Source organism: Longispora urticae (assembly GCF_053902585.1).
In genome coordinates, this window is sequence record NZ_JAQZSH010000029.1 from 202,802 (window position 1) to 225,605 (window position 22,804).

General features: G+C 68.7%; 17 protein-coding genes. 13 read left to right on the forward strand and 4 right to left on the reverse strand.

Features of this window, described 5'->3' with window-relative positions; all coding sequences use genetic code 11:
* Positions 1-120: 120 nt before the first annotated feature.
* The 4 genes from PT931_RS20270 to PT931_RS20285 all read right to left on the reverse strand — a co-directional run bounded on the left by PT931_RS20270 (position 121) and on the right by PT931_RS20285 (position 3,708).
* A complete protein-coding gene (locus tag PT931_RS20270; RefSeq protein WP_456247312.1) occupies positions 121-1,071 on the reverse strand; it encodes a PrgI family protein in 951 nt (316 codons plus the stop codon).
* The gene (locus tag PT931_RS20275) at positions 1,068-1,979 is read right to left on the reverse strand and encodes a hypothetical protein (RefSeq protein ID WP_456247313.1); all 912 of its coding nucleotides are present in this window, start codon (positions 1,977-1,979) and stop codon (positions 1,068-1,070) included. Before PT931_RS20275 ends, PT931_RS20270 begins: the two co-directional genes overlap by 4 nt.
* Positions 1,980-1,984: 5 nt before the next feature.
* Positions 1,985-2,296, reverse strand: a complete 312-nt coding sequence (locus PT931_RS20280) for a pilin (protein ID WP_456247314.1) — start codon at positions 2,294-2,296, stop codon at positions 1,985-1,987.
* Between the two features lie 539 nt (positions 2,297-2,835).
* Positions 2,836-3,708, reverse strand: a complete 873-nt coding sequence (locus PT931_RS20285; RefSeq protein ID WP_456247315.1) for a hypothetical protein — start codon at positions 3,706-3,708, stop codon at positions 2,836-2,838.
* A 566-nt stretch (positions 3,709-4,274) separates the two neighbouring features.
* Between PT931_RS20285 and PT931_RS20290 the strand changes: the two genes are divergently transcribed.
* The 13 genes from PT931_RS20290 (at position 4,275) to PT931_RS20350 (ending at position 22,586) form a co-directional block, all read left to right on the forward strand.
* Positions 4,275-5,051, forward strand: a complete 777-nt coding sequence (locus PT931_RS20290) for a hypothetical protein (RefSeq protein ID WP_456247316.1) — start codon at positions 4,275-4,277, stop codon at positions 5,049-5,051.
* Complete coding sequence (locus tag PT931_RS20295; RefSeq protein ID WP_456247317.1) at positions 5,044-5,946, forward strand: TRM11 family SAM-dependent methyltransferase; 903 nt, start codon at positions 5,044-5,046, stop codon at positions 5,944-5,946. Before PT931_RS20290 ends, PT931_RS20295 begins: the two co-directional genes overlap by 8 nt.
* Positions 5,943-6,398 (forward strand): hypothetical protein, encoded by a 456-nt coding sequence (locus tag PT931_RS20300; RefSeq protein ID WP_456247318.1) that lies wholly within the window; start codon positions 5,943-5,945, stop codon positions 6,396-6,398. The genes PT931_RS20295 and PT931_RS20300 overlap by 4 nt, the downstream gene beginning before the upstream one ends.
* The gene (locus tag PT931_RS20305) at positions 6,395-7,258 is read left to right on the forward strand and encodes a hypothetical protein (RefSeq protein WP_456247319.1); all 864 of its coding nucleotides are present in this window, start codon (positions 6,395-6,397) and stop codon (positions 7,256-7,258) included. The genes PT931_RS20300 and PT931_RS20305 overlap by 4 nt, the downstream gene beginning before the upstream one ends.
* On the forward strand, positions 7,255-7,884 hold the full coding sequence (locus tag PT931_RS20310) for a DNA cytosine methyltransferase (protein ID WP_456247320.1): 630 nt from the start codon (positions 7,255-7,257) through the stop codon (positions 7,882-7,884). The genes PT931_RS20305 and PT931_RS20310 overlap by 4 nt, the downstream gene beginning before the upstream one ends.
* A gap of 346 nt (positions 7,885-8,230) precedes the next feature.
* Positions 8,231-8,563 (forward strand): hypothetical protein, encoded by a 333-nt coding sequence (locus tag PT931_RS20315; protein ID WP_456247321.1) that lies wholly within the window; start codon positions 8,231-8,233, stop codon positions 8,561-8,563.
* Between the two features lie 692 nt (positions 8,564-9,255).
* A complete protein-coding gene (locus PT931_RS20320) occupies positions 9,256-9,867 on the forward strand; it encodes a VUT family protein (RefSeq protein ID WP_456247322.1) in 612 nt (203 codons plus the stop codon).
* Between the two features lie 297 nt (positions 9,868-10,164).
* Positions 10,165-10,353 carry a hypothetical protein gene (locus PT931_RS20325; protein ID WP_456247323.1) on the forward strand — a complete coding sequence of 63 codons (189 nt, stop codon included), beginning with the start codon at positions 10,165-10,167 and terminating at the stop codon, positions 10,351-10,353.
* On the forward strand, positions 10,350-10,790 hold the full coding sequence (locus tag PT931_RS20330) for a hypothetical protein (protein WP_456247324.1): 441 nt from the start codon (positions 10,350-10,352) through the stop codon (positions 10,788-10,790). Before PT931_RS20325 ends, PT931_RS20330 begins: the two co-directional genes overlap by 4 nt.
* Positions 10,787-11,653 carry a replication-relaxation family protein gene (locus tag PT931_RS20335; protein WP_456247325.1) on the forward strand — a complete coding sequence of 289 codons (867 nt, stop codon included), beginning with the start codon at positions 10,787-10,789 and terminating at the stop codon, positions 11,651-11,653. Before PT931_RS20330 ends, PT931_RS20335 begins: the two co-directional genes overlap by 4 nt.
* An 86-nt stretch (positions 11,654-11,739) precedes the next feature.
* Complete coding sequence (locus tag PT931_RS20340; protein ID WP_456247326.1) at positions 11,740-12,633, forward strand: replication-relaxation family protein; 894 nt, start codon at positions 11,740-11,742, stop codon at positions 12,631-12,633.
* Positions 12,634-14,607: 1,974 nt separating this feature from the next.
* Positions 14,608-22,263 carry a discoidin domain-containing protein gene (locus PT931_RS20345; protein WP_456247327.1) on the forward strand — a complete coding sequence of 2,552 codons (7,656 nt, stop codon included), beginning with the start codon at positions 14,608-14,610 and terminating at the stop codon, positions 22,261-22,263.
* Positions 22,245-22,586, forward strand: a complete 342-nt coding sequence (locus PT931_RS20350) for a hypothetical protein (protein ID WP_456247328.1) — start codon at positions 22,245-22,247, stop codon at positions 22,584-22,586. Before PT931_RS20345 ends, PT931_RS20350 begins: the two co-directional genes overlap by 19 nt.
* Positions 22,587-22,804 lie beyond the last annotated feature (218 nt).

The following is a 22,804-nucleotide window of genomic DNA, read 5'->3' on the forward strand; positions in this document are numbered from 1 at the left end:
GGGGACGGGTGCAGGTCTCCCCGTCGAGGGTCTCGTCGCGGCATGCGGGGTGCCGTCCGCCGGGACGGCGCGACATCAGGTCGTCGCAATCGACACGGGCGTGGGTGCGTGCGGTGGCGTTCATGACGGGTTGGCCTTTCCTGAAGTGTTGGTGGTGATGGTCTGCCCGGGCGCGGCCAGCCCACCGTGGCGTGGCTGCCGGTACGGGTCGGCCGCAGCGGCCAGGGCCGCGGTGGCGCCGGCGCCGTCGAGGACCCGGGTGCTGACGCCGAGCGCGCCGAGGGCGCGGGCTGTGTCGTCGGCGCGTCGTCGGGCGGCGTGCTCGCCGGTGTCGCCGGTGAGGGTGCGGCAGGTGATGAGGACCTGCCGGCGCAGCGGGTCGCGATGTGCGGCCAGGTCGGCGAGGAACTCCGCGTGGTCGGCGCATGCCGCGGCCAGCGCCGGATGGGGCAGGTCCTCGGCGTGGTCGGCGAGGGTGGCGGCGTGGCTGGCCAGGTCCACCGGCTGCGCCGAGACGGTGATCTGCACCGGGGCGTTGAGGGAGTTGAGCCACCTGCCGAAGGCGTCGACGGCGGCGTGCTGTTCGCCTTGGCTACGTAGCCCCAGGTTCAGGCTGGTCGCGGCGACGATCGCGGCGCCAGTGCCGCCGAGGTGGATCTGGCCGTGGTCGTCGATCGCCTCGGCCGGCAACCGCAATGGCGCCGGCAGGGTGATCTTGGTGTCGCCGACGTCCACCCAGTCCGGGACGCCGGTGGTGTTCGCGGCCCCTGCGGGGGCCAGGCCTCGGGGCGCGCGGGAGTGGCGGAAGCTGCCGAGCAGCCACACATCGAGCGGTAGTCCGTCGCGGCGGCCGACGGCGAGCCCGAACGTCGCCCCGCCGATGATCACCGCCGCCGCGAGCAGTGCTGGCATCGGCACGATGCTGTGCAGGGCTCGCCAGCCGGCGTAGAGGACGGTGCAGGCCACGGCCAGGATCGCCATCTGCCGGAACGTCAGGCCGTAGAGGATCTTGTCGGGGGCGTCGATGTCGGCGGGCATCTTGGCCCGCACCGGGGTGTCGTCGCCGGTCATGGCCGCACCGCCTTGAGGACTTTGGAGGAGCCGGGCACGAGTCGGGTGACCTGGTCGACGGTCGCGATCTTGAGTACGGCGATGAGGGGATTGGACCCGCCGCCTGCCGGCTGGCCGACGAATTTACGGACGAGTCCCGGGACGCGCACGGTGGTCCACAGGACGACCATGGTCACGAACAGCACGACCAGGTCGCCGCCCGGCAGGCCGTAGGCGGCCAGAACGTTGCGGGGGTCCTGGAGCATCCACTGCCCGACTGTGAGCGTGACGGCCTGCAGGGTGGGGATGATCAGACAGCCGGCGGTCGCGCGCCACCACAATCTGGCCAGCGTGTCCGTCGCCGGCAGGGCATGACACGCAAGCGCCACGGGGGCGATGATCGCGAGGCCGAGTAGTCCCGCGAATCGCGTGATCATCTGGAAGGCGGTGGTCGCGAGAAGCATGACGATGACGCCGCCGATGATGACCGCCAAAAACGCGGTGGCGGGGTCGCGGCTGGCGGCGGAGATGTGCGACCGCATCGCCGCCGTCGCGCTGGTGTTCAGCGGCTGCTGGGCGAACGCCGCCGTCAGCGCGTTGGTGAACGTGATCGCCTGGGCCAGCAGCACCTGGGAGAAGTGCGCGGCGACGAACCCGACGACCATGCGCGGGGCGAGGTCTTTGACCTGGTAGCGGGAGCGTTCGTTGCCGCCGGAGACCGTGGTGAGCACTCCGGCGGCGACGAACGCGAGCACGAAGACGGTGTCGACGATCCACACCGACTTCCCCGACAGGCCGATGACCTGCGGCAGGGTGGTGACGTCCGGGCTGACCAGAAGACTCCCGGTGATCAGGGAGATCAGCCCGTCGAAGGCGCCGAGGACCATCTGGGCGAGCCAGTCGAGGATGCCGTTCATGAGCCAGCCCATCGCCATCAGCCCCCCACGAAGCCTTTGACGATCTCCAGGAACACCGGCGCGAGGATCGCGCAGGCGAACCCGACGAGCGCGTTGCGGAACGCGCCCTTGGCCCGTTCGACCTGGGACGGGTCGCCTCCGGCGGTGGCCCACAGGAACCCGCCGTAGACGAGGTAGAGGGTGACGATGGCGCCGAGAATGCCGAGCATCCAGCCCTGGATGCTCGAGATCACCCCGGGCAGGTCCTTGGGTGCGGCGAGAATGGCGCCGCCGGGATCGGCGGACGCCACCGCCGGGACGGCCACAACAGCCGCAACGGCGAACAGCACAACCGCCCCTGTGACGGCGCGGCGCAGAGGGGAACGCGAGTTGGGAGACATGGGAGGTCCTCTCGCCCCGCGACGGGCGGGGCAGGTGCGAGTGGGTGAGGACCGCCGCAGGGACGCAGACGCGCAGCACCGAGGACCCGGATGAAGAGCCGGTCCTCCCGTTCAGGTGGTGTGCGATGGGGTGTCAGCGCATCGCGTGCGCTACATCCGGGGACCCGGCAACGTCACGGCTGTCCCTGCGGCGGGTGCGACCACCGCAGCCTGAGGCCTTCGCGGTTGTCTCACACCTACCAATCGACGTTTGTAAGAGCTGACGAACAGGTTGGGGTCTCACAGCCTCTTTCACGCTCTTCCACCACCACCTCTTCCACGCGCAGGCCGGGCGTGGAAGAGCACCGTCGCGGCAGCAGTCAGCCTGGGCGAGGCGCCCCAGGCACGCGTGCCGCTCCGACCTCCGAGTTGTGGAAGCACAAGACGGCCCCGGCGGCCGATGCCGTGAGGCATCGGGCCCGCCGGGGCCGGGGGACAGGATCGTAGGGTCAGGCCGCCATCGCCAGCTGCGGGGCGGCCGGCGGCTGTGCCGCATGGGCCGAGCTGGCCCTACTGGCGAGGTGGCGGGCGGCGTCGGGGGAGGCGTAGCCGGTGAGCTCGCCGTCGGCGAGAGCTTGGGCGATGCGCCGGTCCGCGCGGGTCAGCCGCATGCGCAGCACGTCGACGCTGAGACCACGGGCCTCGGCGATCAGGTAGGTGCTCTTGCCTCCCAGGCGCACGTCGATCCACGACTCGGCGTCCCCGACCGCGATGAGCCCCAGCTCGCTGGCGCGATGCACGAGCAGGTCGACGTGTCGCCACGGGACCTCCGGCGGCCGGGAGCCGGGCATGGTGTCCATGTCCGGCCGCGGCACCTCCGCGTCGTTGGTCAGACGCAGCGCGCGGGCGGCGCGCCATCCCGCCCAGCACAGCTTCGCGTACACCGCAGGTCGGGACAGGTCCAGGTCCCTGCCGCGTAACGCGGCGAGGAACCCGACGACGATCTCGGAGTCGATGTCGGCAGGGTCGCCCCGGTACCCGGCGCTGAGGCTGCCGGCACACCGCACGAGCGCGGGCATGGCCAGGCCCACGGCGGCGATGACCCAACCGGTCTCACCGGCCCGCGCCCTCGTCGCGGTCTCCCGCCAGATGACGTCGCGGGCCAGCAGCGCGCTCGGATGCTTGAGCATCCAGTCGCGCAGCTCCCGCATCGACCGGACACCCGCCGGCAGGGTTCCGGCGGGCAGACGCAGGCGAACGGCGAGAGCGTCGCAGTCCAGCGCCAGCGGCGGGGCTGGCTCGCGGGTCAGGAGATCCCACGTCTGGTCGACGGCGGCCAGGGTCGAGGACTGGGGGATGAGCGGGGCGGCGTTGGCGGTCATGGCGGACTCCTGATGGTCCCTTTGTTGGGCAGGGTGTAGGCCATTAGTGGCGCACCCACCTCTGCCACGGCTCTAACACCGCAGTTCAGAGCCTGTTTCACACAGTCTCCGCTGGGTGCTCCGTGTTCCACGGGCTAGCCACCCTGGCGGCCACCCCCCATGCCGTGCGGTGCCCTGACCTGGCCTTTTGCGGCTAGCGACGCGCAGAGCCTCGATCATCCTTGCCGGCCCCTGTCACCCGATTTAGAGCGGGAAAGCGGCGCACGGCGGCTCTCACGGCCTCTTGCAGGCTCTTCCACGGATTCACGAAAGCCGTATATGCATAAAAATCAGTCGCTCTTCCACGGTGCCCACCTGCTTGGAAGAGGTCGCCGGGTACTTGCGTGGAAGAGCCTGAAAGAAGGCGGGGCCGTTCGTCGGCCTCTTCCACATCGGGGCGGCGTCTGGCAGAGACGGCGTGAAAGAGCGTGAAAGAGACGGGCGCGCCCGGGGCTGTTCGTCAGCTCTTCCAAACGCCGATTGGTAGGTGTCAGCGCATCACGGCGTGCGGCAGGAGCCGACACACCATGAACGCACCCCATCCCGCCGGCACACCACCCACCAGCTCTGACCTGCTCGACGTCGTGCCCGGTGTCCCACAGGTCCCGCTCACGGTCTGGCGCACCCCGCGCACCCACACGGACCCCGCCGGCTCGCACATCCCGGCGCACCTGGCAGCCCGGCTCGTCGAGGCGTACTCGGCTCCGGGCGATCAGGTCATCGACCTCACCGACGGCGTCGTCCTGGCGGCGCCGGCGTCCACCGGCGGCCGGGCACACCACCCAGCCCGGTTCACTGACACCACCTACCTGTCCATCTCCCCGCACGCCACGGCGATGACCGGCGCGGCCGAGGACGTCGATGCCGACACCCTCGCCTCCGCCGAGAGCAGCGTCGTCGGCACCGGTCGCGCCGCGCTGATGGTCGCGGCCTGGCCGCTGGCCGCCGACCCCGTCGCCGGTGAGCTGCGCCGGGCATGGCTGCTCGCCTCGGCGAGCAAGCTCCTGCGACCGGGCGGCTGCCTGGTGCTGATCGCAGCGACCGCCCCCGGCGCGGTCCCGGTGCCGGAGGACTTCACGCCGGTCGTCGCCGCCGCCAGCGGCGCCCGCCTCGGCTACCTCCAGCACATCGTCGCCGTCTCCGCGCCCGTGGTCGGCGACGAGTTCGTCTACGTCACCGACGACCCGCCGCCCGGCCCGGTGCCGCCGGACAGCGACCCGGACGGCCCGCCGTTGCAGCCGGTGCACGCCTCCGTGCACGCCGACCTGTTCGTCTTCACGCGCGTCGGAGACGACCATGTCTGACCCGACCACGACCGAAGGCTACGACGAGCGGGCTCTGCTGTCGGTGTGGGCGACCGCCCAGCGCACCGGCCCCGCGCAGCGCAAGGGCCGCTACGTGCCTGAGTCCGTCGCCCACCCGGCACGGATGCTCCCCGACATCGCCGCCCACGCGATCAGCGCCTACACCTCGCCGGGCGACATCGTGCTCGACCCGATGTGTGGCATCGGCACCACCCTCGTGGAGGCCATGCACCTCGGCCGCGACGCCATCGGCGTGGAGTACGAGGCGCAGTGGGCCGCCATCGCCGACCTCAACATCCGCCACACCCAGCAGTCCGGTGCTGCGGGCCGGGGCATGGTGGCGCGCGGCGACGGCACCCAACTCACCAGCATCGTGCCCCGGCATCTGCACCGGCAGGTCTCGCTGGTGGTGACCTCGCCGCCGTACGGGCCGACCGTGCACGGACACGTCCAGCCCGGCAAGGACGGCATCACCAAGTCCGTGCACACCTACGGCGAACGCGACGCCGACCGCGGCAACCTGGCGCATGCCAGCCAGGGCGAGCTGATCGACAAGTTCACCCACATTCTGCGCGGCTGCCGGGTGCTCCTCAAGCCCGGCGGGATCGTCGTCGTCACCGCACGGCCGTTCCGCAAACGCGGCCTGCTGGTCGACCTCCCGAGCGCGGTGTTCGCCGCCGGCATCGACGCCGGGCTCACACCGCTCGAACGGTGCGTGACCCTCCTCGGCGGCGTCCGCGACGGCCAGATCATCGCCCGACCGAGCTTCTTCCAACTCCAGTCCGTGCGCAAGGCACGGGCCGCCGGAATCCCGCTGCACCTGATCGTGCACGAGGACGTCCTCTGCCTGGTCAAGCCGCTCGACGACACGACCGGCTACGAGGTGACCCGATGACGGCCACCACCTCGCGACGGATCGTGCGGGTGACGCACCGCCAGCTGCGTGACTTCGCCGCCACCTGCGACCGGGTCCCGGCCCGGCTGGCCAGCCGACGGTTCCACCTGGGCGTGTGCGGCATCGACCGTGAACTGCTCGCGGTCGCCGCGTGCGGCGCCCCGGCCGACCCGGAGTTCGACGACGGCGTCACCCTGCAGGCCAGCGTCATCGGCGAGGCGAGCCTTCGGGCCCGGACGCTGCTGCTGGTCGCCGTGTGGGACCGGGCCCGCCAGCTCGGTTACCGCCGGTTCGTCGTTGACGGCGACGAGCACGACCTTCCGGGCGACGGCCTGGTCGTCCTCGTGGAGTTCGCCGCACGCAAGGGCGGACGACGGTGGCGACGTGGCACCGACGGCGAACGCGTGACCGGCAGGCTCCGGCCACCGCCGAACGCCGGGACCAGCCTGTGACCGTGCCGCGGGGAGAGCCTGCGATCCGGGTGTTGAGTCTGGGCGCCGGCGTGCAGAGCTCGACGCTGCTCCTGCTCGCCGCGGCCGGTCGCATCCCGCGTCCGGATCTGGCCGTCATGGCGGACACGAAGTGGGAGCCGGCGGCGGTGTACGAACACCTCCACCGGCTCCGCCGCGTCGCCGAACGGGCCGGCATCGAACTGGTCGTGGTCTCCGCCGGAGACATCCGCCGCGACGCCCTCGACCCTGAGTCGCGGTTCGCGTCCATGCCCTTGTTCACGCTCGGGCCGCAGGGCCAGCGAGGAATGGCCAGGCGTCAGTGCACCAGCCAGTACAAGATCAGCTGCATCAAGCAGGAGGTCCGCAGCAGGCTCGGCTACGTCCACCCGGCCCGGGTGCCCGCCGGCGTGCACGCCGTCATGCAGGTCGGGATCAGTCTTGACGAGGTCGGCAGGGCGCGCGATTCCGACGTCCGCTACATGGTCAACAGCTTCCCCCTGCTGGACCTGGGCTGGCGACGGGAGGACTGCGTCGCCTACCTCGAGAAGAACGGGCTACCGAACACCCCAAGATCCAGTTGTATCGGGTGCCCGTTCCACGACGATGCGTTCTGGTCCGACCTCAAGGTCAACTCGCCGGATGAGTGGCGGCAGGCGGTGGAGTTCGACCACGCGATCCGCAACGGGTCGGCGCGGGCCAACGCCAACGGACACCCGCTGCGAGGGCAGTTCTTCCTGCACTCCCAGCGCGTACCGCTCGACGAGGTGGTCCTGCGCCCGAAGAAGAAGCAGCCCTACCTCGGCGGGTGCGGACCATTCGCCTGCGCCTCAGGCGCGCCCGCCGGTGAGGGGGTGGCGTGAGCGGTGGCCACACTCCCGCGCCGGGACCCCGCATCGGGTCGCTTTGTTCGGGCTTCGGCGGGCTCGACCTCGCTGTCGAAGTCGTCCTCGGCGGCCGGCTCGCCTGGTACGCCGAGACCTATCCCGCCGCCAGCCGGGTCATGGCTGAGCACTGGCCCGGCGTCGTCAACCACGGCGACATCCGGGCCCTCGACTGGACCCGGCTCGAGAAGGTCGACGTCGTCACGGCGGGGTTCCCGTGCCAGGACATCTCCAATGCCGGACGACGCGCCGGCATCACCGGGCCCAACTCCAGCCTGTGGAGCGTCATCGCCGACGGCGTTCGCGTCCTTCGACCGCCGCTCGTCTTCGTGGAAAACGTCGCCGCCCTGCGCCGCAGGGGCCTCGACGTCGTCCTCGCCGACCTGGCCGCGCTCGGGTACGACACGAGCTGGCTCAGCCTACGAGCATCCGACCTCGGCGCCGCCCACCGCCGCGACCGGATGTTCCTGCTCGCCACCCGGCCCGGGCGACGCGCTGGTGACGCTGCCGACGCCGTGCGCACGCGACGGCAAAGGCCCGGGCCACCAACGGACCCTGCCCAACGTCCTCGAAGGCGACCTGCTGCCGACGCCCCGTGCCCGTGACGGCAAGGGCGCCGACCACAACCCGCGAGGAGGAAACCTCGAACACGTTCTCGTATCTGCGCTGCTGCCGACCCCGCGGGCCAGCGACACCGGCGCCGCCGGACACGCCGCCGGGCCCGGCTTCCGCCCGCCACTTTCGCAGTTCGTGCTCCCATTCGCCTTACTGCCGACCCCGGCGGCGGTCGCTTTCGGCACCAACCAGTCACCCTCACCCGGAGCAGCGATCCGGGCGAGCCTCCACGTTTTGGTCGGAGACCTTCTGCCGACCCCTCGGGCAACGGACGGAACGAAAGGATGCCCCGGGCAGCGCGGCTCCTCGGGAGATCTGACCCTGCCGTCGGCGGCCGTGCGCATCCGACCAGGCCCTACCCGGCACGCCGAGGAGAACCTCGCCGTCGGCGGCCTCGCACGCTGGGGCGCCTACGCCCCGGCCGTCGCACGCTGGGCACAGCTCATGGGCCGCCCCGCCCCCGAACCGACCCAGCCCGGCACCCACGGCAAACCCGTCCTCGCCCCGCCGCTCGTCGAGTGGCTCATGGGCTTGCCGGCCGGCTGGGTCACCCGCCTGGACCTGCCACGCACCGTGGCGCTACGGATCCTCGGCAACGGTGTCGTCCCCCAGCAGGCGGTCGCTGCGCTGCGCGCCCTGCTGTGCCGACACAGACGGTCACGGCCGTAACCGCCAGTAGGCGGCCGACCAAAAGGAGTGGCTACACCACCGCACGGGACCGGTAGAGCGGTACCTGGGCGACGCCACCGAAGTCACCGCCGCAGTGGCGGAGGGGCGGTGTACTGCGTGTTCGCCAGCCCGCCGTACTTCGGCCTCCGGGACTGCGGCACCGGAGCGTGGACCGGCGGCAACCCCAACTGCCCACACTCGGCGCCCCCGGACCCCACCGCCAGGCAGATCTGCCGGGGTGCGGAGCGTTCCGGGGTTGACCGGCACCTTGGCCCCTTGAGTCATCCCTGGAGGGCCGCCTCGAGTGCTCGTTGTCATGTTCGCAGTCCGCCGCGCGCTCGCCGACGACGGCAAGGTCTGGTTGAACCTCGACGACTGCCACGCCGCGTCCCGACGGCCGGCCGGTGCCACCAGCTCGGGCCGGGCGCTGGAGGCCAAGGAACGTCTCGGGTGCCGTGGCGGGCGGCGCTGGAATCGCAGGACGCCGGCTGATACCTGCGCAACGCGATCGTGTGGGCCAAGGCCAACTCGATTCCCCCATCAGTGACCGACCGGTTCACCACCAGCAGGCACTGAGCCGCCTGTCTGCACACCTGGCCTGACCGGCCTTTCCTCACACCGCCGTTCCGCCGCCCGCCAACGCGGGCTGGCGAAGCACCGCCTTCCGTTCATCACACTTCAAGGACTCCGATGTGACTCCAGAACTCCTTCCACACCTGCCCCCGCGCGACCTGTCCACGGACTTCGCCGGGCGAGACGGCGACTACATAGCCCCACCTCGCCCGCCGTGCCGACGGCTCGCCATGGTGGCGGTCGCCCTGTTCATCGCCTCCGCCGTCGCCACGAACATGCTGACCACCCGGTTCGGGCTCGTGCCCGCCGGCTTCGGCCTGAGGTGCACAGCCGGGACCTGGGCCGCCGGCCTGGTGCTGCTGCTACGCGACTGGGTCGACGACCTGGCCGGCCGCCGCGCGATCCTCGCCTGCGTGGCCGCCGGCGCGGTCATCTCGGCACTGGCCGCCGACCCGCAGCTCGTACTCGCCTCCGCGGCAGCGTTCACTGTCTCCGAGCTGGCGGACTGGACGGTCTACCGTCCGCTGCGCCGACGCGGCTGGGCCAAAGCCGTGCTGGCCTCCGGCGCCCTCGGAGCGCTTGTCGACACCGCATTGTTCCTCACCCTCGCCGGGCTCGCTGTGTGGCCAGCGCTACCCGGTCAGATGCTGGCCAAGACCACCGCCACCCTCGCGGTGGTCACCGCAGTCGTGGTCGCCCGTGCGGTACTACGCCACCGCCAGCGGGCCTAAAGTCCGCGCGGTCATGGCCGACGGCCGGCTGGGGATGATCTGCACCCCCGCCGGCGGCGGCAGCCCCGCCCTCGGCGTCGAGTGGTGTGCCGACAACGCGATCTTCGCCGGCAAGTACCCGGGCGACGAGCGCTATCTGGCCTGGCTGCGACACATGTCGGCCCGCACGAGCCTCCAGTTGTGTGCCTGGGCCACGGCACCTGACGTGGTCGGCGACGCCGCCAGCACGCTCCACGGACTGGAAACTCGGTCCGGCCGCCGCCGACCTCGCCGCCCGAGCGCGGCCTGCTGGTGCACATGGGCCGGGTCAACAGTCGCCGCCGACTCGCGCACGCCCAGGCCATCGGCTGCCACTCCGCCGACGGCACCCTGCTCGCCTACGGCCCGGACCGCCACCTGCGGCCACTCCTGCGCTGGCTCGACGACCTCAACGCCGACAGCCCACCGTCTGCCTTCCCCAAACCTCATCCCGGAGTTCTGTCATGACCACCGAACCCACACCTACCCCCGTCCGAATCCGCCAGCAGCACGCCCGGGTCGCCGACTTCGCCCGCCTCGTCGTCGACCGCTCCGCGACCGGCCACGACGTGCGGGCCCACGACTGGGCCAAGGCCGCCGACACCACACACCTCAGCGACCTCGACCGCATCCTGCTCGAGGCCCGGCGAACAGCTAACCGGCCAGGCGCCATCCGGGTCGGGCGAACCTTCCGCGGCGCCGTGCTCGTCGTAGTCGTCACCGGCCCCGACTGGACCCTGGCCTTCCGCCCGACGCACAACGGCGCGGCCGACATTCTCCTGGCCACCGACGCCGACCCCGATGGGCCCGTGTGCCTGCGCCCGGACGACCGCGCGGCAGACATCGCGGCCATGCAGCGAACAGTCCTGCGTGCCCTGGCCACCAGTAAGGGAGGGATCGCATGAGTCGCGTTCCACCCCCACCGTCCAAGCCTCAACCCCTTGACGTCCTGCGTCGCGTAACGGGCCGCGATCTGCAAATTCTCGACTGCCTCGCAGAACACCACCTCCTATCCACCGGGCAGATCGCCGCCACGTTCTTCGACACCGTCCGCTCCGCCCAGCAGCGGCTGACGATCCTGCACCGCACCAATGTGCTCTCCCGACACACCTGGTCGCGACCTCGCGGCGGCAACGGACAGTTCCTGTACTCCCTGGGACCGATCGGCGCGCGGTTGCGCTCCTCGCCGTATGAGCTCGACTATCCACGGCGCCCTTTTCCACGTAGCCACGCCGAACGTGTCACGCGCCTCGTGTCTAGCCAGAAGCTGCGGCACGCGGTCGGCGTGAACCAGTTCTTCATCGACCTGATCAGCCACACCCACACCCATCGAGGGACCCATTTGGAACGCTGGTGGTCTGAGCATCACGCCACCAGCGTGCACTCGGCGACGGGAATCCGGCCCGATGCCCACGGGATCTGGACCGCACAGGGGCGTACGGTCGGGTTCTGGCTCGAGCATGACAACGGAACTGAGTCACACCGTCGGATCCTTTCCAAATTCGCCCCCTACCGACGGCTCCTTCACAGGGGCCCGCATTACCCGGTCCTCCTGTGGGTGCCCAGCGACGCCCGCCGAGACAACCTCCTCGCCTCGCTGCGCAGGGGAGTGGGCGTACCCGTCGCTGTCGCCGCGCACGGACACGACCCGGCGACCAGGATCTGGCACCTCGCCGGAACCACCTCGGTGCTGGCGTTACACGAGCTGCCCAGCGCCCACGGCCCCAACAGCGCGACCAACCCCGGCCGCTACCACGAGGATCCGTGACGACCGCGCACCGCTCGAAGTCCCGGCCTCCGTCAAGAACCGACCGCTGGCCGAATGGCCGCAGCCCTGTCCCGGGAGCCCCCACGATGCAGGACATCGCAACATTGCCCGAATCCACGATCAGCGAAGTGCCTCCCCATGTGCTGCGGCGTCTCACCGCTCGCGACCTCGCCGTCGTCGATCTCCTTCACCGACACAAGGTCCTGACGACCCGCGAGATCACCGCTGCCCTGTTCACCTCATCGCGCAAGGCCCAACGCCGACTCGCCATCCTGCACCACCTAGGAGTGGTGTCGCGTGAACCGGCGACGGGCCAGGGAAGCTCAGGGGCGCAGTACCTGTACGCGATCGCCTCGCTGGGCCACCGCTTGCGCTCACACGAGGTCGCCAGCACGCACGGGCGAACTGTGCTGAGAGAAGGAGCGGCCGGGAGGCTCTGGCCATCTGTGAGCGAACCGCAGCTCGGCGCGACGCTGGCGGTGAACTGGTTTTTCACCGGTCTCATCCAACACATCCGTACCCACCCGGACACCCGGTTGCTGCGCTGGTGGTCCCGACAGCGCACCTCAGCCACCTTCGAGCCCTACGGGATCCGCCCCGACGGACACGGCGTATGGCAGGCACACGGGCGGGTAGTCGGATTCTTCCTGCACGTCGACGCCGGTGACGACGATCGTCAACTACTCCGACAGCTCGCCGCCCATCGGAACCTCGCGGCCATGGGCATTCGTTACCTGGTCCTGCTGTGGACACGTGACGTCGCACGCCGCGATCAGGTCCGCGGCATGCTCGCCGGAATGTGGAACGGAGAAGTCGCCGTGGCCGCCGCCGACACGAACTCAGCCGGCCGAGTCTGGTACCGACCTGGCAAACGCCGCCCGTACGCCCTGCACGACCTTTCAAGCGGCCACGGCTCGGAGATCGCCGCCAACGCTGGCCCCCACCCGCACCATGATCTCGCCTACTGGCCGCCCGCCTGACGCGAACTGCGCAGTGCAGTCGACATCGCGTACGCCCCGCAAGGAACGTCCGGTAGCCGAGCGGCACGCCGAACACACCAACGGTGCGGGGAAGGGTTGTGGACGCTGCTTTCGCAGTGTGACCTCTGACTGTGGGAATGTTAGCCGCGCCGGCTCCCGCAGCGTCCCGCTGATCGAAGGCCGCTCGTCTGCTTGGGTCGTGACTTGACCTTTTGGCGAAGTGGAGCGTTGATCAGCGTCGTGAAATGTGTAGAGAATATCGACGCCTTGTGGCGTACCGAGAATGAGATGCTCCTTGGCGGCCGGGTCTGCGGTGCCTCGCCCATCGTGTGCTCGGGCTTGTGGGTCCGGTGAGCGCGCCTCGTTGGTTTCGTGACCGGTTTCGGGACGCGGTGTGGGACTCGGAGGTTCTGGCGGCAGATCATAAGGCGGTCGCGGAGACCTACGCCCGTCACGCACGCGACGCGGATGGCGACAAGTCGGCATCGGCGGATCTCGCGTGGCTCACCTACGACCGGTTGCAGGCCGGTGCCGGGATCCGCAGGCGTAGCAATGTCAAGAAGATCCTCGATGACCTGGAGGCAGGCGGCTGGCTCGTTGTGGTGCACCGGGCGCACCGCCGTCCGACGGTCTACCGCCTGACCATTCCCGCAGCCGACACCAGGCCCGAAAGTGGCACCACGGTAGTTCCACAGACTGTGACCACGGTAGTCACACCACTGGTTCCGCCACGGAACCACCGTAGTCACAATCAGCCCGCCAGCAAGGGTGTCGGTAGTACCGACCTCGGAACTCCACCATTAGAAGAACAACCATCCATCTCGTCACCATCAGCGACCGTCCGCCCTGCCGACGTCCGTCGCGTCGCCGAGGCAACCGGAGCCGACGAGATCCAGGCCGCTGCGATCATCACCAAGATCTGCGACGAGAACCGGATCACCCGCTCACTCACCGCCTACCTGCGCGCCATCCCCGACAGCGACCTACGCCGACACCACACGGTCCTGCACGGCGACGACGACAGTGCAGCAGCCTTCGAAGTCCAACGCCGCAGAGCTCCCGAATGCGTCCACGGAACCCCCGCCGGCGCACTCATCCGCCCCACCACCGGACGCGCACTTTGCCCACTTTGCCAACGAGGTCGACCTCCGCTCACACCCAACCGGGGCAGGCCAGCACGACTACCAGAGCGCCACACCCCCTAACCACAAACTTGCCGAGTCGGCGGTTCGCCATCAGCTGGCCCTTTGTCCAGGCGGCGACGGCGCGGAGGCGGCGAGTCTGCTCGGCTGCGGCTTCCTCCAGGACGACGCGCACCGCGTCGACGTCCAGTGGTCGCCTGCCGGCGTACTGGTGCGCGCCCGGGGCGTGGATGGCGGCCACGGGCACCAGGTCGCCCGGCTGAAAGCTGGCAGCGAGAGGCGTGCTGGTGGCCGCACGTGACCCGCATCGAGGTGACGACCTGGCCGCGGGCCAGCACGGCAACGGTGGTGTCGATGATCGCGTAGTCGTGGTGACCTTCGGAGGAGTCGATCCCGCACCACCGGGCCCGCCGCGAAGTACCGGTCACAGCACGGCTCGACTAGGGTCCGTTTTCGATGTTGATCATCGACTGGGATGATCTTGGCTTGGGGCGTGGAGATCTAGCAGGCGCGCGGCGGGCGGTCCCGGAGTCGTTGTTGTCGGTGGGTGGATAGTCGGGCCGGCGCGTGAGCGGGGAACCGCGCACTCTGCCGTCGTCCATTTCGGTAGACATTTTGGGCATGTTGTTAGTCGATCGGCGTTAGTGCTTTCCGTGCGCCTTCGGAGGTTTGACAGCCGCTCCGCTACGGTCCGTATTCTCTGCCGGTTGCCGTCTTATGGCTGGTGACGTCGCCAGTCGTAAAACGGGGAGCTATAACAGTGTCGTGGTCTGAGTTGTGTCGTGGTGTTGCTGCCACGGGTCGTCGGATGCGGTGGCGGTCCACCTTCTTGATGTTCCTGACCTTGGCGCTGGTAGCGACGTTGACAGAGCCAGTGGTTTTAGCGCGCCCGGCGCTGGCGGCACCGAAGCCGCCGGCGGTGTGTCCGGATGACCGTCCGGACGAGGCGTCGGCGGTGTTGGCCGCGAAGCTGTGCAAGAAGAAGATCAAGGTATCTGGGCTGACGTCGGAAACCGACGAAACGTACGCGAACCCCGACAGTACGATTACACTAAGTCACCGTTCCCGTCCGGTGCGGGTGCGTCGTGGGAGTGACTGGGTACCAGTGGATCCGACCCTGCGCTTCGGTGCTGACGGGTCGGTGGCGCCGGCGGCGGTACCGATGGACCTGAAGTTCTCCGGTGGCGGTGACGCGCCGTTGCTGCGCGCTGTGGTCGACGGGCAGGAGTTGGCTCTCGGCTCGCCGGTGGGGACGCTGCCGACGCCGCAGATCGCCGGGGCGACCGCCACCTACGCGGACGTCCTGCCCGGGATCGACCTGAAGGTCACGGCGAGCGTGGACGGGTTCTCCGAAGTTCTGATCGTCAAGGACCGTTCGGCCGCGCAGAACCCGAATCTGAAGACGCTGCGGTTCGCGACCACCACGAAGGGTGTGACCGCTCGGCAGCTGTCCGGCAGGCCGGTGGAGTTCGTCAACGTCAAGGGAGAGGCTGTATTCACCTCTTCGGCGGCGGAGATGTGGGACGCCGAGCTTCTGCGTAGCCAGGAGTCCCGGACACAGGCCGCGCCGAAGGCACGCAGCGCGGCGGGCGCGGAACCCGCGACGCCGGCGGGCAAGCGTGCCGTGATGGTGACGAAGGCTGTCTCCGGTGGAGTCGAGGTCGTTCCGGACGCCGCGATGCTGGCGGATCCCAGCACCACGTTCCCGGTGACGATTGACCCGTCCTGGACCCTGGGCAAGCACGGCTGGTTTCTGCTCGACTCGACCGACACTCGGATGAACTTCAGCCCGAATGACTACGCCCAGACGGGTACGTGGAATGGCGGGGCGAACAAGCGCCGGTCGTTCTGGAACATCGACCTTGGCGGCAGCGGCGTGGGCACCTACCGCCAGATCAGCTCCGCGCATTTCAAGGCGTATGAGGTGTGGTCGTTCAACTGTGACCCGAAGCGGGTGTCGTTGTACAGGACGCCGTGGCTCACAGGGCAGGAGAGTTGGTCGAAGCCGCCCGCCAACACCTACGGCATCGGGGACAAGAACGAGTCACACGGCTGGTCACCCGGTGGTATCGGTGGCGCGTCGTCGTGTCCGGCGGGCACCGTGGACTGGGATGTCACGTCCGCGTTACAGGACACCCAGGACAGCGGCGGGACCACGATCTCTTTCGGCATGGCCGCCGGCAGCGAAGCCGACAACACGTATTGGAAGAAGTTCGACCCGAACATCAGCCTGGATATCACCTTCAACGCCCGGCCGAAGGTGACGGCCCTGTCGACGAGCCCGACCACCTCCTGCGTCAGTGGAGCCTCCCGGCCGGGGATCAACACGACGACGCCGACGCTGAATGTGACCGGTAGCAATGACGACGGGGACAGGCTCAAGGCGTGGATCCAGCTGTGGACCACCAACGGGGCAATGATCACCCAGTTCGAGACGGCGTTCGCCGACCAGGGCGCGGTGCTGCAGCAGAGGATTCCTGCTGGCCTGCTCGCCGAGGGCGGCACATATTCGTGGCGGGCGGCTACCGATGACGGTAAGACGTGGAGCGCGAACGGCATCACGTCCAACACCTGGTCGCAGTTCTGCGAGTTCACCGTGGACACCGTAAAGCCCAGCGCCCCGTTCGTCGCCTCCACGGACTACCCGAACGACGGGCAGTGGAACCACGGCCGCTATGGCCAGGCCGGCACGTTCACATTGAAGCCGTCCGGCACCGGAGCACTCGCACCGGTGGTCCAGGCGACGGGTAGCACGCCGTGCCAGGCATCGGAGTCTGCCGACAAGGCCGTCGACGGCACCACGGCCAACAACTCGAAGTGGTGCTCCAACGTCTCCTCGAAGTGGCTGCAGGTGACGTTGGCCTCCGAGCAGATGGTCACCAACGTGGTGATCCGCCATGCGGGGGCCGGCGGGGAGTCGGTGACGGCGAACACCAAGGACTACGACATCCAGACGTCCGTGGACGGCACCACCTGGACCACGGCGTTGCAGGTCAGAGGCAACACCGCCTCGGTCACCAACGACCGGCTTCCGGCTCCCACCCGTGCCGTCCACGTCAGACTGGTCGTGGTCACCCCCGCTCAGGACACAACCTCAGTCTCCCGCGTCTATGAGGTGGAGACCTATGGCCTCGGCGTGGTCCCCGTCGCGCAGGCGACCGGCAGCACCGCGTGTCAGGTGGCGGAATCCGCAGCCAAGGCCGTCGACGGCATCACCGGAAACGGTTCGAAGTGGTGCTCGACGGATCCGTCGAAATGGCTGCAGTTGCAGTTGGCGTCGACGCGGACCATCACGAACGTAGTGGTCCGCCATGCCGGCGACGGAGGTGAGCAGGCTGGGTTCAACACCCGTGACTACGACATCCAGACCTCCCTGGACGGGGCGAACTGGTCGACGGCGACCCAGGTCCGCGGCAACACCCTGTCGATGGTCGACCACGGGCTGCCGGCACCTGTCCAGGCCACATACGTCAAGGTCATCGTGATCACGCCGACGCAGGGCGTTGACGCGGCGGCCCGGATCTACGAGGTCCAGCCCTACAATGCCCCCGTCAGCCCGACGTCGGACACGGCTGTCTACACCTATCAGCTGGACACCGAGACCGCGCCCAAGGAGATCGCCGCGGGCGGGGCCACCACCGTTCAGGTCACCCCGACCGAGGACGGATCGCGTTCTCTGACCGTGCGGGCGAAGGACAAGGCCGGCAACCTGTCCGACACCACGGTTTACAAGTTCAACGTCGGAAAGGCCGGACTGACGACCCCGTTGGCGGGCTCGAACATCGTGAAGCGCGCGAAGCTCGCCATCGCGGGCGACTCTACCTACACCAGGGTGACCTACCAGTACCGGCGCGGCCCGGGTGGAACCGTCTACGACATTCCGTTGCCGCATCTGGTCAAGGCCAACGGCAGCCCACTCACTTCAGCCCCGGCGTTGCTGTCTGACATCGGTGCCAACGCTTCCTGGAACTCCGTGGACACCCTCGGCACCGTTGGCGGGGTCGTACAGGTTCGGGCCCGATTGTTCACCGCCAGCGACGCCGACCCTTCGTATGACACCCAGTGGATCACGGCCAACGTCGACCCGAACGGTGACGGCGCGGCCGGCACCACCGTGGGACCCGGCTCGGTGAACCTTCTCACCGGTGACTACAGCCTGGGTTCCACCGACACCGACGAGTTCGGGCTGAAGGTGACCCGAACGGCGTCCTCCCGGTCCGCTCAGGCGGGTTGGGTCAAGCAGGGCGAGCGGCTCACAGCCAACCAGCAGCAGATCTCCACGGACGCCACCGGATTCGTCAACGGCGGCACCAGCACACTGACGAGGTCGACCGTGCGGGGGCAGGGGTCATCCACCGACTCGCTGGAGATCGTCCCGACGCTGGCCAACGGTGACACCTTCGCCGCGGTCGGGGGCAACAACGGCGCGCTCCATCTGGGCATGCAGGCCGCAAGACGCTACCGCGCCACGGGCTGGATCTATGTCCCAGTCGAGACCGGCCTGAACCCGGCCCATCAGGCTCGAGGTAACCGGATCGTCGGCTTCTACAAGGACGCGACCGGCTACCACGAGGTCGCCTCCATCCCAGCCGGGTGGACCGGCGCGTGGCAGGAACTCACCGTCGACCTGGCCATCCCGGCCGGTGCGACAGAGGCGTTCTTCCGCATCTACAACGGCGCGGCCGGTGGTTCCGGGAAGAAGGTCTACTGGGACAACCTGTCAGTCCGTGAGGTCATCGCGCCGTTCGGCCCGCAGTGGCAGGGCGGAGTGACCGACGGTACAGCCGATCACCAGTTCACGGGGCTGGAGTTCCCCGAAGCGGAGGTGGCACAGGTCACCGGTGCCGCGGGCGGACACCTGACGTTCGCGAAGAACACCGCCGGGGGCTTCTTCGCGGAGCCGGGCTCGGAGGACCTGACCCTCACGAAAGTCTCCGACACCGAGTACCGGCTCACCGAACTCGACGGCACCACCGTGTCGTTCACCAGACAGGGTGCGAAGTTCGTGGTCGTCTCGACCTGGACCGCGAACGCCAACTCCACCACCCGGTACCTGTATGACACGACCGACAGTCGCAACCTGGTCAAGCGGGTGATCAACCCGCAGGAGCCGGGGACGGGTGACTGCACGGCCCCGGTCCCGGCGAAGGGATGCGAGGTCCTCGAGTACGAGTACGCCACCACGACCACCGCCACCGCGACGGTGCCCGGCGACTTCGTGGATCACGTTCGCAGCGTCAAGGTGTGGAACTGGGACCCGGTCGCCGCCACGGTCAACTCCGTCGAGGTGACCCGTTACGCCTACGACGACCAGGGCAGAATGCGTCAGGTATGGGATCCGCGCCTGGCCAGCCCGCTCAGGACGGTCTACGACTACGACGCCGCAGGTCGGGTCACGAAGGTCTCGGGCGCGGCGGAGCTGCCGAACATGTTCGACTTCGACGCGGACGGCAAGCTCCAGAAGCTCCGTCGCGGCGCGTTGAAGGCCGGAACGAAGGATCAGCTCGACGGCGAGAACGCCACCCAGATGGTGTACAACGTTCCGATGACCCGGGCTGCCGGCGGCCCGTACGACATGGACTGGAACGCTGTCGGGACGTGGGGCCAGAAGGACCTGCCCACCGACGCCACTGCAGTCTTCGGGCCGGAAACCAGCCCCGGAACCTCGACCGCGTCCGCGACCGTTCCCGGCAGGGACGGCTACGGCCCGGCGAACGTGTCCTACCTCAACGCCTCTGGGCAGCAGATCAACACCGCCACCCCGGGCGGGCACATCGACACCCAGGAGTACGACTTCTCCGGCAACGTCGTGCGCAGCCTTGAGGCGACCAACCGCGAGCTGGCGCTGGGAACCCTGCCGAACGCGGAGCAGTACCTGGGCGACCTCAACCTCAACGGTCTGGACACGGCGAGCCGCGCCAACGCGCTGTCGACGGTGAAGACCTACAGCGTTGACGGTCTGGACCTGATCGAGACGGTGGGCCCGACGGCGAGGATCGTGCTGGAGAACGACCTGGTCGACCCGACAGGAAAGCTGGCGGCACTGCCAGCTGGTAGCCAGGTCATCGCCCGTGGTCGCGAGACCAACGTCTACGACGAGAGCAAACCGGACGGGCTGACCTATCACCTCGTCACGACCGAGCGGGAGGGCGCGATTGTTCCCGGCTACCCGGACGCCGATGTGCGGATCACCCAACAGGGTTACGGCGCGGAGAAGGGCGGCGCCTCGGGGTGGAAGCTCAAGAAGGCCACTTCGGTGACCAATGACGCGGGTCCCAGCTACGTCGTGTTCGACGATTCAGCCCGCCCCCTGAGCTCCTGGGGCATCGGGTCTGAGGGCACAGACGCCCGGGCCACGAAGTCGATCTACTACACGGCCGGGGCTAATCCCGACGACAGCCGCTGTGGAGGAAAACCCGAGTGGTCGGGCCAGCCCTGTGTTACCGGGGCCGCCGGCGCGGTTACCGGGCACGACGCCGCCCGGATGTCGACGAACCTGCCGGTCAAGTTCGTGGAGGCGTACTCACGGTTTGGTGACCCGAGCGTGGTCAGCGAGTCGGCGGCCGGCCAGACCCGCCGGACGACCACGACCTACGACGGGGCGGACCGGATCACCCGGGTGGAGATCACCTCCACCGTCGGGACCGCGGTCCCGGTGCTGACCACCGAGTACGACCCGGCATCCGGACACGTGACGAAGACGATGATGGGCGGGTCGACGATCACCCGGGAGTACGACCTGCTGGGACGGCTTATCACCTACACCGACGCTGACGGCGGGGTGACCCGCAACGAGTTCGACCGGTTCGGCAAGCCGGCGAAGGTCACCGACAACACCGGCTCATCCACCTACGCGTATGACCGGGTAAAGGAGCCGCGCGGCTTCCTGACCTCGGTGACGGACTCCGTGGCGGGCACGTTCACCGCTTCGTACTCCCCGGACGGGCAGCTCGTCGCGATGACCTACCCGGGAGGGGTCACGCGTAGGGACACCCTGGACTCCTCGCTGTCCCCGGTGGCCCGGGCCTACACCCGCGACTCCGACGGCACGGTGCTCTACTCCGAGTCGGTGGTCGACAACTCCCAAGGCCACAAGGTCTCCCACACCTACACCGGCGGGTCGAAGACCTACGGTTACGACAAGGTCGGTCGGCTCAACTCGGTCAAGCAGCTGGATACGGCCGGAGCTTGTGTGACCCGGACCTACAGCTACGACACCCGGACCAACCGGACCGGCCAGAAGTCGTTCGGCGCCGGCGCGGGCGGGGCGTGTCAGTCCTCCACCGCAGACTCGGAGGGGTCACATACCTACGACTCCGCCGACCGGCTCACCGACTCCGGATACATCTACGACGCGTTCGGGCGAACCACAAACCTGCCCGGAGGAGTGAACAACTCCTACTACGCCAACGACCTGGTCGCCGGGCAGGAAACCCCGGACACCAGGCAGGCCTGGACCCTGGACCCGAAACACCGGTTCCGCGGCTTCACCACCGCAAAGCTCGTGGGCGGCACGTGGAGCGACGCGTCGTCGAAGCTCAACCACTACGGCGACGACTCCGACGAAGCCCGCTGGATCATCGAGGACACCGCCCTCGGAACCGTCACCCGCAACGTCTCGGGTCCGGACGGCGATCTGGCGGCGACCACGTCGGCGACAGGGGAAGTGAAACTGTCCCTGTCGAACCTGCACGGCGACGTCGCGTTGACCATCGACACCGCGTTGACGTCACCGGAGTTCCACGAGTTCGACGAGTTCGGGGTTCCCAAAGCCGGGCAGGCCGGCCAGCGGTACGGCTGGCTCGGCGGCAAGCAGCGTTCCAGCGAGGCGCAGGGCGGAGTCGTCCTCATGGGTGTGCGGCTGTACCAGCCTGCCCTCGGACGGTTCTTGCAGGTCGACCCCGTGGCCGGCGGTTCAGCGACGGCGTATGACTACTGCAATGCCGACCCGGTGAACTGCACGGACCTCGATGGCCGCTGGGGCTGGAAGAAGATCCTCGGAAAGGTCGCGGCCGTCGCCTCGATCGCCGCGATCATCCCCGGACCGATTGGCATGATCGCATCCGGAGTGGCGGCGGTCTCCTACGCCGCCACCGGGAACTGGAAGATGGCGGCCCTCATGACGGCCGGAATCGCGCTTTCCGCAGTCGGCGCGGGGGCGGCCGTTTACGCTGCCAGAGCAGTCATGATTGTCCGGGCGGCACGGGCGACCCAAGGCATGAGTGGTGGGATGCGAGCAACTCGGGCGACGTCATGGCTGGCCGGTAAGATGTGGGTGAAACGAGGGGCCAAAAAGGCGCGCACGGACTGGGGAGGCGTGCGGTCGGTGTCTAAGAACAAGCTTCGGCAGCATCGTTCGTCTGAATACAAGAAGAAGTTGAATGTCTGGCAATCCAACTTCGAGTCTCGCGCGGGCGTGAAGGGCAAGATGACCAACAACTACCACGTGAGCCACAGGAAGCCACGGAAGTGGGCACCGTGGTGGTAGAAGGAGCTGCTCGGTTCGGTGGAAGAATAGCCACCGTTGTCTCCGGTGACGGTGCGGCGGGCTATCTCCTCGTGCACGTTGAGGTGCTGCCCTGGTCGGACGGCACCACCACTACCGGTGTCGACCTCCTGCTCATGTTGGACGACGGGAATGGCAACTGGTCGTTCAGCGACAGGGCCGACCCCGACGACACGGATGCACTGGAAGAACTAAACACCGGCACCGTCGACTGGTACGGCCGGACATTGACGGTGACACGATGGCTTGAAGGCTCCGAGGCCGACGAGATCAGACGCACCCGGTTTGCTGACATCGACAGATAAAGGCATGGCGCTCACGCTTGGGCGTTCGTCGGCCTGGCGGAGTTGGAGTCTGTACGTTGCGGCTCGTATCTCCGTCAGGGGTAGTGAGATTGGGCCAGCAGCGCTCGCTCTAGCGCGATGCCAGTACTGGGCTGGGCGTGAAACGTTGCGGGGCGCAGATGACGTGGACGCTGGCTCGTCGGTGTTTGCGGGGCCCGCGCCCGGAGTCAGCTTCCGAG